Below are 14,122 nucleotides of genomic sequence, written 5' to 3'. Positions count from 1 at the left end.
AATTGAATTGATGAAAGATTACTATATCCTTGATAGGGGACTTATATCATGAAAGTATTGATTACTGGCGGAGCCGGGTTCATTGGGTCACACATTTTGGCACAGCTCCAGGGACGGCGCGATATGGACGTCGTCGTGTTTGACAATTTGTCCAGCGGATCCAAAGAACATGTACCGGCTGGGATGGAACTGGTAGAAGGCGACGTCTGCGATGAAGCGGCCGTAGACGCCCTTTTTGCCGACCATCACTTTGATGCCGTCATCCATTTGGCGGCCCAGACGATGGTCCCGACTTCAGTGGAACAGCCTGTCCTCGATTGCCGGATTAATCTGGAAGGCGTCCTCCACGTGCTGGAAGCCTGCCGGATCCATGGCACAAGGCACATCCTTTTTTCGTCCAGTGCCGCTGTCTACGGCGACAACCTCCATATCCCCCTGAAGGAAACGGAACGGTTCGTGCCGACGTCCCCTTATGGTATCACTAAGATGACGACGGAACATTACCTGCGGGTCTATCACGAATTATATGGCATGGATGCGACGGTCTTCCGCTTTGCCAATGTCTATGGCGAACGGCAGGGCGAAAAGGGCGAAGGCGGCGTCGTCAGTATTTTCTGCAAGCTTTTGTCCCAGCGTCAGGGGATTACGGTCTTCGGCGACGGCAATCAGACCCGCGATTTCGTCTATGCCGGCGATATCGCCCAGGCCATCATCCGGGCGCTGCCGCTCAAAGGCTGTCACACGATGAACGTGTCGACCGGACAGGAAACGAGCATCAACGATTTGATCTGCAGTTTTGAAAAAGCCGTCGGCTATACGGTCCCCGTCCAGTATACGGCACCCAGGACGGGCGATATCCTGCGGTCGGTCCTCAGTAATGAGACCTTGAAAAGGGATTTAGGTTTTGTGCCGGCAATGGATTTGAAAGAAGGAATCCGCCGGACCTATGACTGGTACCGCAGCCAATGGATGGAGTAAGGCGTTTTTTGCCTTGACAGGCTTCCCAAAACATGACACAATAAATTAGATATGCCTATATACATTTATATACAGGAGGGGTAGCCTATGGCAGATGATCGCATTATTACGGCTTTGGACGTCCATTCATTGGATGATATGAAGAAGCTCGTTGAAACCCTTGGCGATAGTGTTTCTTTTTATAAAGTCGGGATGGAACTCTTTTACAGTGCCGGTCCCGATGCAGTACGGTATTTGAAGGACCAGGGGAAACATGTTTTCCTCGATCTGAAGGTCCACGATATTCCCAATACGGTGGCCCAGAGCATCCGCGCCCTGACCCGTCTCGGTGCCGACCTCATGACGCTGCACGGCACAGGCGGCCGGGCTATGATGGAAGCGGCTGCAGAAGCTGTCCGCGATGAAGCGGCCAAACTGAATATCGAACGGCCGCGCCTGCTGGCTGTAACGGTACTGACCAGTATCGACGAAGACGCCTGGAAGGAAATCGGCGGCAAGTACAGCATTGCCGAATCGGTCAAGAATCTGGCGAAACTGGCCAAGGAAGCCGGTATCGACGGCACCGTCTCTTCGCCGTATGAAGCTAAAGAAATCCGGGAAATGAATGGTCCCGATTTCCTCATCGTCACGCCGGGCATCCGTCCGACGTTTGCCGTAGCCAATGACCAGAAGCGGTTCACGACGCCGTCTCAGGCTTTGCGCGACGGGGCGTCTCATTTAGTCATCGGCCGTCCGATTACCAAGGCCGCCGATCCTAAGGAAGCAGCCCAAAAGATTTTAGCAGAAATTCAGGGGGTATAATCAATTATGATGACAGAAGCAGAAGTAAGACAGTTGTTAGTAGACACCAAGGCCGTCCTCGAAGGCCATTTCCTCTTGACGTCGGGCCTGCACAGCCCGCTGTACGTTGAAAAGTTCAACGTCCTCCAGCATCCGGAATATACGGAAAAGCTCTGCAAGGAATTGGCAGAACGTTTCAAGGACCAGAACGTCCAGACCGTCATGGGTCCTATGACCGGTGGCATCCTGCTGGCTCATGAAGTTGGCAAGGCACTTGGTACGCGGGCTATCTTCACGGAACGTGAAAAGGGCGTCATGACACTGCGCCGCGGTTTCCATATCGAACCGGGGGAACGCGTCCTCATCGTCGAAGATATCGTCACGACTGGCGGTTCCGTCCAGGAAGTCGTCAATGTCGTCAAGAAAGCCGGCGGCGTCATCGTCGGTGTCGGCCTCCTCGTCGACCGCAGCGGCGGTAAAGCTGAATTCGGCGTACCGAAAGATAAAGTCCAGGCTCTCCTGCATTTGACCGTCCCGACGTACAAACCGGAAGAATGCCCGCTCTGCAAACAGGGCATCCCCATGACCGAACGGGGCAGCCACCATCTGAAATAATCTGGGTCAGGAGATGTTTTGTTCATGGAAATGTTATCGGCCATAGCTCCTTTCTTCGTGGCTGGCCTGCTGGGGACGGTGTTCGCCCGTTTTACGGGTATCAATATGAGCATGTGCGTCCTCCTCATGTTCTTGTATATGGGGGCCAAGCCTGTCGAATGTATTGCCGCTATGTTGATGTTTAATGTCTTTACGTATTTTACGGTGTACTCTCAGCTCCACGTCATGAAGATCAAGAGTTTCACCTTTTTCCCCGGCGTGCGCCTGGCCATCCCGATTTTGATCACCATCGCCCTGGCTGCGCTCAATCCCTTCATTGGCATCGTCTTTTTCGTCTTTACCTTCCTCATGGAAATCTTTGCCAAGATTTATAAGGAAATGGATGCCAAGTCGCGTCCGACGAAAGGGAAAATCGGCCAGATGGTCGTCATCGCCGTTATCCTGGTGACTATCGGTGCGGCTATCGTTCAGTTCATCCCGGAAAATTACTACTACATCGTCGGCGGCGTGACCATCTTGATTTACGCCTTCGTCATGTGGCGGACGGGAGACCGCCGCAAGGGGACGGCCTGGTGGGATAAGATGCTCTACGCATCGACGTTCCTCACCGGCCTGAGCGGCATCGACGGGACCGATTGGCTTACGGCGATGCGCCGCAATCCCGAATCGGTGTTGTCCAAGTGCTATCCCATCGTCATCAACGGGGCCATGATCATCGGCCTGCTGGCGTCGTATGCCATGTACCAGTATTTCTCGCTGGGCGCCCTGTTCGCTACTATCGGCTCGGCCGTCGGCATCCGCCTGTTCGGCTTGTATGAACATAAAGAAAAGGGAAGCTTCTCGTACCTCACCCTGGGCATTGCCGTCCTGGTAGCTCTGGTGTTCATGATCATCCAGCCAGTGCCGACGGGATTCCCCGTCGTGCCCATGGCCGACCAGACGGGATTCTTTGATTTTTAGTTTTGCAAAAAAGCGCTGTCTTTTATGGCAGCGCTTTTTTTACAAGGCTCCCTTTATAGGGGAGCTGGCCGCCGAAGGTGGTCTGAGAGGTTGCTTTTTATTTTCTGAGAGGTTCTTTTTTTATTTTCGGAAAACAGCGAGCAACCTCTCAGTCAGCGTTATTCCCAGGATTCAGGCGGGCCGCCTAGCTACAGCTGTCCGTTTTGGCAACCGTCTTGCGCCTCTCGCTGGTCGGCACCTGACGGGCCAAAAAGGCTTAGGACGGCCCCTACAGTGGCGGGCTGCGACCTGCGTTCTTTTAAATATTAGCAGGAAAACGGCGGGTTTTGTCGAATATATTATATATATCCTTATTTACCATTCGTTTTTTATTTTGGATAAAGGGGGGATCCCTTATGAAGAAGAGTATTATCTTAGCAATGGTCGTGGCGGCTTTGGCTTGCGGGCCGGCCTGGGCCTATGATGAAGGACCAGTTATGGGGGCGTATACGTCGATTCCGGGGCTGACGGCGATCCAACAGTGCCAGCTGACCGTTGCCGGCAAGGTCATGGACCCGGCTGATGGAGCCGTATTACAGGAAAATAACGTGGTCATGATTCCTTTGCGTAAAGTGGCGGAACAACTCGGTTATACCGTGACCTGGGATCCTGACGACCAGAGCGTCCGCGTCGAGATGAATATCGCCTATATCATCGTCAAACCCGGTGAAGACTGGTACGAACGGATCGGGACGATCAAGAAGGTCAACTTGAACCACATCTTCCAGTACGGTGCCGGCCCGGTCAATGTCAACGGTACGATGTACGTCCCGGCCCAGCTCTTTGAAGCCTTTTACAACAGCGTCACCATTACGCCCCAGGCCGTGACCATTACGCCGGCCTCGACGGATTGAAGTCGTAAAAAAACTGCTTGACTTTATAGGCCCTGGTCGATACAATATATAGAAGAATATGTGGCAGTCCCGTGAGGCTGTGCGATTCTAATACTTTCAGATTGTACCTTTAATATAGTCCGGAGAGGCTAAAAAGGGACATATTTTGCCATGCTTATAATATGACCTTTGCCCTGCGGCAGAGGTCTTTTTTACAAGGAGGATTCGATGGTTAGTATACAGGGAAAAAGCCTGTTGGGGCTCCAGGGAGTACCGAAAGAAGAAATTGAGTTGATACTGCAGGTAGCTAAGAAGATGAAAGCCGTCGTCAACAGCGGGAATAAGAAGTTATCCCTGCTCAAAGGGAAATCGGTGGTCAACATGTTCTGGGAACCGAGCACGCGTACGCGCGGCTCCTTCGAAATGGCTGCCAAGTATCTCGGCGCCGATGTCATCAACTTCACGCCGCGGGGAAGCTCCATCCAGAAAGGCGAAAGTTTCCGCGATACCCTGCTGACGGTAACGGCCATGGGTGTCGATGCCATCGTCATGCGCCAGAAACAGGAAGGTTCGCCTTGGTTTGCCGACCGCTGCGTCGACCCGATCATCATCAACGCCGGTGATGGCGCCCACGAACATCCGACGCAGGGCCTCCTCGACATGTTCACCATTCAGGAAGTCAAAGGCCATATCGACGGCTTGAAGGTCGTCATCGTCGGTGATATCGACCACGGCCGCGTCGCCCGCTCCAACATCTACGGCCTCAAGACCATGGGTGCTGACGTCCACCTCGTCGGCCCGCGGACACTGCTCCAGCCGGAATTGGAAGCCATGGGCGTCAAAGTCCACTACGACTTGAAGGAAGCCATCCAGGATGCAGACGTCATCAACGTCCTGCGCATCCAGAAAGAACGCCAGGGCATTGGCTTCTTCCCCAGCGCTGGTGAATACAATTCGCTCTTCGGTATCAACCGCGACCGCCTCAAGTGGGCTAAAGACGACGTCCTCGTCCTTCATCCGGGTCCCATGAACCGGGGCATCGAAATCGAACCGGATACATGTTACAGTGAATTTTCTTCGATTCAGGAACAGGTCAAGAACGGCGTATCCGTCCGTATGGCCGTATTATATCTGACAATTATGGGAGGCGATGACGTTGACACTACTCGTTAAAGGCGGCAGAGTCGTAAATCCGGCCATGCAGCAGGATGAAATTTGTGACATTCTCATTGAAAATGGTAAAATTAAGGAAGTCGGAGCCAATCTGAGCGCTGACGGCGCCGAAATCTTCGACGCATCGGGCCTCGTCGTAGCACCGGGCTTCATCGATATGCACGTCCATCTCCGCCAGCCCGGCCAGTCCGGCAAGGAAACGATTGAAACGGGGACGAAGGCAGCTGCTGCCGGCGGCATCACCCGCGTTGCGACCATGCCGAATACCAAGCCGGTCATCGATTCGGCAATCATCGTCGACGGCATGAAGTATAAAATCGAACGGGAAGCCAAAGTCAAAGTCGAAATCATCGGCGCCATCTCCAAAGGCCTCCAGGGCCAGGAACTGGCCGCTATGGGCGCCATGGCCAAAGAAGGCGTCGCCGCTTTCTCCGATGACGGCCGTTACGTCGAAAACTGCGATTTCATGCGCAAAGCCATGGAATATGCCAGCATGTTCCACAAGGTCATCATCGACCACTGCGAAGAACAGAGCCTCGTCGAAGGCGGCAACATGCATGAAGGCGTCGTTTCCAATGAACTGGGCATCAAAGGCCGTCCGGCTGTCGCCGAAGACATTGCCGTCGCACGCGATATTTTCCTGGCCGAAGCGACACACACGCCGGTCCACATCGCTCACATCAGCACCAAGAACGCTGTCGAACTGGTCCGCCAGGCCAAGAAGCGCGGCGTCCAGGTTACGGCAGAAGTCACGCCGCAGCACCTCATCCTGACCGATGAAGCCCTGCGCACTTTTGAAACACGGTATAAAGTCAACCCGCCGATCCGCTCGGAAGAACACCGCGCAGCCTGCGTCGCCGGCCTGCAGGATGGCACCATCGATGCCGTCGTCACCGACCACGCACCGCATGAATGGGAAGAAAAGGACCAGGAATTCAACCTGGCTCCCAGCGGCTTCGTCGGCTTGGAAACGAGCGTCGGCGCCATGCTGACTTATATGTATCATACGGGTCATATCGATCTCATGACCCTGGTCAATGCCATGTCGACGGCACAGGCCAAGATCCTCGGCCTCGACGCCGGCGTCATTGCACCGGGCAAGGATGCCGATTTGACCGTACTCGATCTCGATAAAGAATGGACGGTAGATTCCTCGAAATTCTATTCCAAGGGAAAAGCGTCGCCTTTCGATGAAATGATTTTCAAAGGCAAGGCCGCAGCTACCATCGTCAATGGTGAAATTGTAATGAAAAACGGGGAGGTTTTATAATGAAAGGTGTCCTCATATTAGAGAATGGACAGAAGTTTTATGGCAACATGCTGATGGATGAACCGGCTGTCGGCGAAGTTGTCTTCAATACGGGCATGACAGGCTATCAGGAAACGTTCACCGATCCGTCCTATGCCGGTCAGATCATTACCATGACCTACCCGCTCATCGGTAACTACGGTTTGTTCCACGAAATCGAACAGGCCGACCGTCCCTATGCTGCCGGCTTCATCGTCAGCGAGCTCTGTGAAGAACCGAGCAACTGGCAGAACGAAGGCAAGCTGTCTACCTTTATTATGACACACCACATCCCCTGCCTCTACGGCGTCGATACGCGTGCCATTACGCGGGCCATCCGCAGCCAGGGCGTCATGAAAGGCGTCATCGTGCCGGAAACGATGGAAGAAAGCGCTATCAAGGAACTCTTCGATACGCCGCTGGAAACGCAGCTCGTCCGCCGCGTTACGACGCGTGATATCAAGCACATGGGCGATGGCCGTTTCCACGTCGCCGTCATGGATTACGGCGCCAAAGCCAACATCCTGCGCGAACTGGTCAACAGCGACTGCCGCCTGACCATTTTCCCGGCTGAAACCAAGGCTGAAGAAGTCCTGGCCGTCAATCCGGACGGTATCTTCCTGAGCAACGGCCCTGGCGACCCGAAAGACGTCCCGTACATCGTCGAAGAAGTCAAGAAGATGATCGGCAAGAAACCGATTTTCGGCATCTGCCTGGGTCTTCAGATGCTCGGCCTGGCTCTGGGCGGCAAGAGCCGCAAGCTGACCTTCGGCCACCGCGGTGCCAACCATCCGGTCAAGGATATCCGCACGGGCCGCGTCTACATCACGTCCCAGAACCACGGCTATGTCATCGACGAAGCCTCTCTGCCTGATGACGTCGTCATCACCCATCGCAACCTCCACGACAACACCCTTGAAGGTTTTGAAGTCCCGTCCAAGAAAATCATGTGCGTCCAGTACCATCCGGAAGCTTCGCCGGGACCGACTGATAATTTGTATCTGTTTACACAATTCGTCAAGATGATGGAGGAAAACTAACATGATAGAAGGATTGAAGAAAGTACTCGTTATCGGTTCGGGCCCTATTATCATCGGTCAGGCCGCTGAATTCGACTATGCCGGCACCCAGGCCTGCCGTGCCTTGAAGGAAGAAGGTCTGGAAGTCGTCCTCATCAACAGCAACCCGGCGACGATCATGACCGACGAAGACATTGCCGACCGCGTCTATGTCGAACCGATTTCCCTCGACTACGTGACGGAAGTCATTGAAAAAGAACGGCCTGACGGCCTGCTGGCTACCCTTGGCGGCCAGGTCGGCCTGAATATGGCTGTCGAACTGGCTAACGCCGGTGTCCTGGAAAAATATAACGTCCAGCTCCTCGGGACGCATCTGTCGGCTATCGAAGAAGCCGAAGACCGGGAACTCTTCAAGAAAGCCATGAAAGATATCAACCAGCCTGTTCCGGAAAGCGATATCTTTGAAGACGTCCCGTCGGCCATCGAATTCGCTGACAAAATCGGCTATCCGATCATCGTCCGTCCGGCCTTTACCCTCGGCGGTACCGGCGGTGGCATCGCCCACGACGAAGACGAATTGTTCATGATCGCCACGCGCGGCATCAAACTCAGCCCGATCAACCAGATCCTCGTCGAACGTTCCGTTGCCGGCTGGAAGGAAATCGAATACGAAGTCATGCGCGATAAGGCCGACAACTGCATCATCGTCTGCAACATGGAAAACATCGACCCCGTCGGCATCCATACGGGCGACTCCATCGTCGTCGCACCGAGCCAGACCCTGAACGACTTGCAGTACCAGATGCTGCGTACGGCATCGCTGGCCATCATCCGCCGCTTGAAGATCGAAGGCGGCTGCAACGTCCAGTACGCCCTGGACCCGAACAGCAACCAGTATTACGTCATCGAAGTCAATCCCCGTGTCAGCCGTTCGTCGGCCCTGGCTTCCAAAGCGACGGGCTATCCTATCGCCAAAGTTGCCGCCAAAGTCGCTACGGGCCTGACCCTGGACCAGATTACCAATGCCGTTACGGGCAAGACGACGGCCTGCTTCGAACCGACCCTCGACTATTGCGTCGTCAAATTCCCGCGCTGGCCTTTTGAAAAATTCGCCCTCGCCGACAAGACCCTGGGCACGCAGATGAAGGCTACGGGCGAAGTCATGGCCCTCGACCGCTGCTTTGAAGGGGCCCTGCTCAAAGCCGTCCGCTCCCTGGAAATCGGCGTCAACTATATTTCCATGAAGAAGCTCGAAAGCAAGTCCCTCATCGACATCGTCGAACTTCTGCAGAAACAGGATGACGAACGGCTCTTCGTCGTCGCTCAGGCCCTGCGCCTCGGCATCAGCGAAGAAAAGATTCATTACATCACGGGCTATGACCTGTGGTTCCTCCATAAGATCAAGAACATCATCGACTTGGAATTCGACTTGAAGCGCAACAACCTGACGGTCGATAACATCCGCCTGGCTAAACGCTACAGCATGCCGGATGCCATCATCGCCGGCTTCACCAACAAGACGGAAGACGAAGTCCGCCAGTTCCGCCTCGACCACGGCATTACGCCGACCTTCAAGATGGTCGATACGTGCGCTGCCGAATTTGAAGCCGCTACGCCGTATTACTATTCGTACTATGCCGACGAAGACGAAGTCAAGCCTCTGGGCAAGAAGAGCGTCATCGTCCTCGGTTCCGGCCCGATCCGCATCGGTCAGGGTATCGAATTCGACTACTGCTCGGTCCATTCGGCCTGGGCCCTGCGCAAAGCCGGCATGAACAGCATCATCGTCAACAACAACCCGGAAACGGTCAGCACCGACTTTGATACGTCAGACAGCCTGTACTTTGAACCGCTTACTGTCGAAGACGTCATGGCTGTCGTCGACAAGGAAAAACCGGTCGGCGTCATCTGCCAGTTCGGCGGCCAGACGGCTATCAACCTGGCAGCTCCACTGGCCAAACGGGGCGTTACCGTCCTCGGTACGTCTGTTGACGGCATGGACCGCGCCGAAGACCGCGAACGCTTCGACGAAGTCCTGGCCAAATTGAACATTCCCCGTCCGGATGGCCGCATCGCTACCAGCGATAAAGAAGCCATGAAGGTTTCCAAGGAATTGGAATTCCCGCTCATCGTCCGTCCGTCTTACGTCCTCGGCGGCCGGGCTATGGAAATCGTCTATAACGAAAAAGAATTGGAACGCTATCTCCGTGAAGCCGTCATCGCTTCGCCGGATCACCCGATCCTCATCGACGAATACATGGTCGGCCGTGAAGTCGAAGTCGACGCCGTTGCCGATGGTACTGACGTCTACATCCCGGGCATCATGGAACAGGTCGAACGGGCCGGCGTCCATTCCGGTGACTCCATCGCCGTCTATCCGCCGCAGCATCTGGACCAGGATATGATCAACCAGATTGTCGACTACACGACGCGCATTTCCCTGGAACTCCAGGTCAAAGGTTCGGTCAACATCCAGTTCGTCGTTTCCCGCGGCAAGTTGTACATCATCGAAGTCAACCCGCGTTCGAGCCGTACCGTTCCCTTCCTGAGCAAGGTCACTCATTTCCCGATTGTCGAAATCGCAACCCGCATCGCCCTCGGCGAAACCTTGAAGGACATGGGCTATCACAGCGGCCTCATGCCGGCCAAGAAACACGTCGCCGCCAAAGCTCCGGTCTTCTCGTTCAGCAAGATCGGCCTGGCTGAAATCGCCCTCGGGCCGGAAATGAAATCGACTGGCGAAGTCATGGGTATCGGCCATTCTTACTCCGAAGCCCTGTACAAAGCCGTCAATGGCGCTAAAATGAAGATCCCCGCTGGCGGTACGATCCTCGTCACCGTCGCCGACCGCGATAAAGCTGAAGCCCTCCAGCTGGCTGAAGGCTTCAAGGAATTGGGCTATCACATCATCGCCACCGAAGGGACAGGTAAATACTTCAACGACCACGGCATGCCCGTCGACATCGTCCGCAAGATCCACGAAGGCGGCCAGAATATCGCCACCCTGATCCGCAACGGCAAAATCGACTTGGTCCTCAACACCCTGACCTATGGCAAACACCCGGAACGCGACGGCTTCAACCTCCGCCGCATGGCCGTAGAACTCGCCGTTCCCTGCCTGACCTCCCTCGATACAGCCCGTGAAGTCCTCCGCGTCTTTGCCAACAAAGGCAAAAACGAAGGCTACCACCACGTCGCTGCCTTGCAGGATTACGATATGGAATAACTTTATAGTTTACAGCTCAGAGTTTGTAGTTTAGAGGAATAAACTCGAAGAAGAGAGGCTGTCGCTCATGCGATGGCCTCTCTTTTATGCATAAGGGCCGATATCGTAGGGGCTCGCACGTGCCTTTTCAGCCCGTCAGGACATGAATGAAATGAATGGCAGGACGGCTGCTGAAACGGACTGCAGTAGAGGGCGAGCCCGTCTGGTAATTGGGGACATTTCATTTACATGAATAAAGAGGCGGTTTATATCGTAGGGGCTCGCACGTGGCGAGCCCGTCTGCAATTGAATACATCTCCTTTATATGAATGAAAGGACTACATATAAACCCGGCAGGTGCGTAGTGTTCATCCACCCTAGTTCAGAAGCGGGCGCCCCGCTACGGCTGTCCTTTCTGGCAGCCGTCCTGCGCCTTCCTGTGGTCGGCACCAGACGGGTCAGAAAGGTACGTGGCGCCCCTACGAATCGCTGATTATTCTTTTTTATAAATGGCGTAATTCCCATCGTGCCGGATTGTTTTCTATATATTCCATGATGGCTAATAGTTCCTTTTCGTCGCGGATTACATGTTCAAAATATCCCCGCTGCCATAAAGACATTTTTGCTTTACTTGTTGCCATTCCTTTGAATCTATTGATGATGCGCCCTAGTCGGATGGCATTATTGTTGGTTTCGATACTGAGGATAAAATGAATGTGATTGGGCATGATGATGGAGTGAACTATTTGAATATTGTTGTAGTAATCAGAAACCGCGGCTAACTGTAGGGCGATTAAATTTCCTAGGGAGTTGAAATGCATTGCTGAGTTTCGGATCGCACCAAATAAATGACGTTTATATTTTGTGCATATCGTGATGAAATACATTCCATTTTGACCATAGTCGTAATGAGGGAGTCGGATATTTTTTCGTTTCGGTAACATAATATGCCTCCTGGAGAATTTTTTTTGATTTTATCAAAGGCATATGAGAATATGATGAAAATAAATGATGATTCACAAAGTATTCATTAGAATTTTTAATGTTTGCATTCATATAAAAATTATCGTAGTCCATACGTGTAGGGGCTCGCACGTGCCTTTTCAACCCGTCAAGACATGAATGAAATGAATGGCAGGACGGCTGCTGAAACGGACCGCAGTAGAGGGCGAGCCGGCCTGCAATTGAATACATCTCCTTTATATGAATAAAGGGACTACATATAAACCCGTCAGGCACGTGGTGTTCATCCACCCTGGTTCAGAAGCGGGCGCCCCGCTACGGCTGTCCGTTCTGGCAGCCGTCCTGCGCCTTCCTGTGGTCGGCACCAGACGGGCCAGAAAGGCACGTGGCGCCCCTACGAATCGCAGACAGGCGATCTGGAAATAATAACTGGCTTTCTGTGTAACTTACTGATTTCGTGCGACAAGCCCTTTTTTGTCGTATAATAAAGGCATACTTTGAAGGGAGGTTTTTGGTATGAATATGAAACGTGGGTTAATGATTTTATCATTAGGGGCCGCGGTGGCTCTCGGAGGTTTTGGCAGCGGTCAGGCTTTTTTCAACAGTCCTTTGGCTGCGAATAGTCATTACCGGCCGATTAATTTTGGCATGGGTTATGAAATGTACGTCGATTTGAGTTCGCTGGAAACCGTGAAGGATGACGGTCAGGGCTGGATTTTTAAGGTCAATCTCTTCCAGTCTCCTGAAGATTCGGGGAATATTGAAGGGACGTACACCCTGACTTATAAGGTGGCTCATGGCCAGGCCTGGTTGTATAATGATTCGACCCATAGCTGGCAGGAAATACCTATGCGCAAGAAGGAAATCAAGCACAATCAGATTGCCGATTTCGTCGCCGTCAATCTCTGTTATAAGCAGAAGACGGGCCAATATCTGAATGACGACTATGGCTATGCCAAGGGCATGGAGCGTTACTACAAGGGGGAGTAACGGCGGGAACGGCTCTTCGGGGACCGGCACTGCGCCGCGGTGACTGCATCGGCATCGCAGCGCCGGCCACGCACGATGAAGGCCAGAATATTTCTGCGGCCGTAGCCCGGTTGGAACGGGCCGGTTATCGCGTCAAGATGATGCCGACGGTCACTGGGAATTATGGTTTCTTTTCCGGGACCGATGCGGAACGGGCCCGCGATATCAATGCCTTGTTCCACGACGATGATGTCAAGGTCATTATCTGCCTCAATGGCGGCTACGGCTCGGCGCGTATCTTCGATAAGCTGGACTATGAATATATCGCGTCTCATCCCAAACTGGTCGTCGGCTTCAGCGATGTGACGGCCTTGCAGATTGCCCTTTGGGAAAAATGCCGCTTAGTCACAGCCAATGGACCGCTCATGGTCACCCTCGGCGGCTCCGATGCCTATACGGCAGGCCAGTTCTTCCAGGGCCTTACGACAGATGCATGGCGAGGCCCTCTGGCCCTGCCGGCCGGGCGGAAGCTGACGACCGTCGTTCCGGGACAGGCGGAAGGGCCGATTGTCGGCGGCAATCTGACGGTTCTCACGTCCCTCGTCGGCACGCCTTATGCCCTCGATGGGACGGGCTGTATCCTGGTCCTGGAGGATACTGGCGAAGATGCTTACCGCATTGACCGCATGCTGAACCAGCTCTGGCAGAGCGGCCTTTTGTCCCGCGTCGCCGCCATCGCCTATGGCGATTTCACCGACTGCCCCAACGACCCGGGCGACTTCACGACGGACCAGGTCCTGGATTATTATGCTCATCTGGCTGGAAAACCCGCCATCAAAGGACTGCCCGTCGGCCATACCAAGGATAAGGCCTTCGTGCCTTACGGCGTCAAAGTCCGCCTCGATGCCGACAGGGAGGGCGCATCGCTTACCTTTATTGATGTTTGCGGTCTACGGCCGTTGTAATATATGCATGTCGAACATAAATCATCGCCTGAGTGCGATTTGTAGGGGCGCCACGCGCCTTTCTGGCCCGTCTGGTGCCGACCACAGGAAGGTGCAGGACGGCTGCCAGAACGGACAGCCGTAGCGGGGCGCCCGCTTCTGAACTAGGGGGGATGAACACTACTTGCCAGATGGGTTTACATGTAGTCCCTTTATTCATATAAAGGAGATGTATTCAATTGCAGGCGGGCTCGCCCTCTACTGCGGTCCGTTTCAGCAGCCGTCCTGACATTTATTTCATTCATGTCCTGACGGGCTGAAAAGGCACGTGCGAGCCCCTACTAATATTCATGTAA

Annotated in this window: 13 protein-coding genes; 12 read left to right on the top strand and 1 reads right to left on the bottom strand. The window is 53.9% G+C overall.

The window, feature by feature from the left end; all coding sequences use genetic code 11:
* The first annotated feature begins 48 nt into the window (after positions 1 to 48).
* From ACFCTO_RS07840 to carB, 10 genes are all read left to right on the top strand, one after another.
* Complete coding sequence (locus ACFCTO_RS07840; protein WP_370842555.1) at positions 49 to 978, top strand: NAD-dependent epimerase/dehydratase family protein; 930 nt, start codon at positions 49 to 51, stop codon at positions 976 to 978.
* Positions 979 to 1,065: 87 nt separating this feature from the next.
* Positions 1,066 to 1,779 (top strand): orotidine-5'-phosphate decarboxylase, encoded by a 714-nt coding sequence (gene pyrF, locus ACFCTO_RS07835; RefSeq protein ID WP_020310987.1) that lies wholly within the window; start codon positions 1,066 to 1,068, stop codon positions 1,777 to 1,779.
* A gap of 6 nt (positions 1,780 to 1,785) precedes the next feature.
* Positions 1,786 to 2,373 (top strand): orotate phosphoribosyltransferase, encoded by a 588-nt coding sequence (gene pyrE / locus ACFCTO_RS07830; protein ID WP_020310986.1) that lies wholly within the window; start codon positions 1,786 to 1,788, stop codon positions 2,371 to 2,373.
* Between the two features lie 24 nt (positions 2,374 to 2,397).
* Positions 2,398 to 3,333, top strand: a complete 936-nt coding sequence (locus ACFCTO_RS07825; RefSeq protein WP_499876675.1) for a hypothetical protein — start codon at positions 2,398 to 2,400, stop codon at positions 3,331 to 3,333.
* Positions 3,323 to 3,796, top strand: a complete 474-nt coding sequence (locus ACFCTO_RS07820) for a hypothetical protein (RefSeq protein WP_499876674.1) — start codon at positions 3,323 to 3,325, stop codon at positions 3,794 to 3,796. The genes ACFCTO_RS07825 and ACFCTO_RS07820 overlap by 11 nt, the downstream gene beginning before the upstream one ends.
* The gene (locus ACFCTO_RS07815; RefSeq protein ID WP_499876673.1) at positions 3,729 to 4,226 is read left to right on the top strand and encodes a copper amine oxidase N-terminal domain-containing protein; all 498 of its coding nucleotides are present in this window, start codon (positions 3,729 to 3,731) and stop codon (positions 4,224 to 4,226) included. Before ACFCTO_RS07820 ends, ACFCTO_RS07815 begins: the two co-directional genes overlap by 68 nt.
* Positions 4,227 to 4,433: 207 nt before the next feature.
* The gene (locus ACFCTO_RS07810; RefSeq protein WP_292262007.1) at positions 4,434 to 5,378 is read left to right on the top strand and encodes an aspartate carbamoyltransferase catalytic subunit; all 945 of its coding nucleotides are present in this window, start codon (positions 4,434 to 4,436) and stop codon (positions 5,376 to 5,378) included.
* Positions 5,362 to 6,648 (top strand): dihydroorotase, encoded by a 1,287-nt coding sequence (locus ACFCTO_RS07805; protein WP_020310982.1) that lies wholly within the window; start codon positions 5,362 to 5,364, stop codon positions 6,646 to 6,648. Before ACFCTO_RS07810 ends, ACFCTO_RS07805 begins: the two co-directional genes overlap by 17 nt.
* Entirely contained in the window at positions 6,648 to 7,706 is a 1,059-nt protein-coding gene (carA, locus tag ACFCTO_RS07800; protein ID WP_499876672.1) for a glutamine-hydrolyzing carbamoyl-phosphate synthase small subunit, read from the top strand. The genes ACFCTO_RS07805 and carA overlap by 1 nt, the downstream gene beginning before the upstream one ends.
* Position 7,707: 1 nt before the next feature.
* On the top strand, positions 7,708 to 10,911 hold the full coding sequence (gene carB / locus ACFCTO_RS07795; RefSeq protein ID WP_303148059.1) for a carbamoyl-phosphate synthase large subunit: 3,204 nt from the start codon (positions 7,708 to 7,710) through the stop codon (positions 10,909 to 10,911).
* 482 nt (positions 10,912 to 11,393) lie between these two features.
* Here carB and ACFCTO_RS07790 read toward each other — a convergent pair whose 3' ends face one another.
* Complete coding sequence (locus ACFCTO_RS07790) at positions 11,394 to 11,834, bottom strand: transposase (RefSeq protein ID WP_499876671.1); 441 nt, start codon at positions 11,832 to 11,834, stop codon at positions 11,394 to 11,396.
* 535 nt (positions 11,835 to 12,369) lie between these two features.
* Here ACFCTO_RS07790 and ACFCTO_RS07785 point away from each other — a divergent pair.
* Entirely contained in the window at positions 12,370 to 12,843 is a 474-nt protein-coding gene (locus ACFCTO_RS07785; RefSeq protein ID WP_499876670.1) for a hypothetical protein, read from the top strand.
* A gap of 29 nt (positions 12,844 to 12,872) precedes the next feature.
* Entirely contained in the window at positions 12,873 to 13,787 is a 915-nt protein-coding gene (locus ACFCTO_RS07780; protein WP_499876680.1) for a S66 peptidase family protein, read from the top strand.
* Positions 13,788 to 14,122: the final 335 nt, after the last annotated feature.

Origin of the sequence: Megasphaera indica (genome assembly GCF_046614755.1) — a bacterium.
GTDB classification, from domain to species: Bacteria; Bacillota; Negativicutes; order Veillonellales; family Megasphaeraceae; genus Megasphaera; species Megasphaera intestinihominis.
This window is presented reverse-complemented; position numbering and strand designations above follow the sequence as displayed.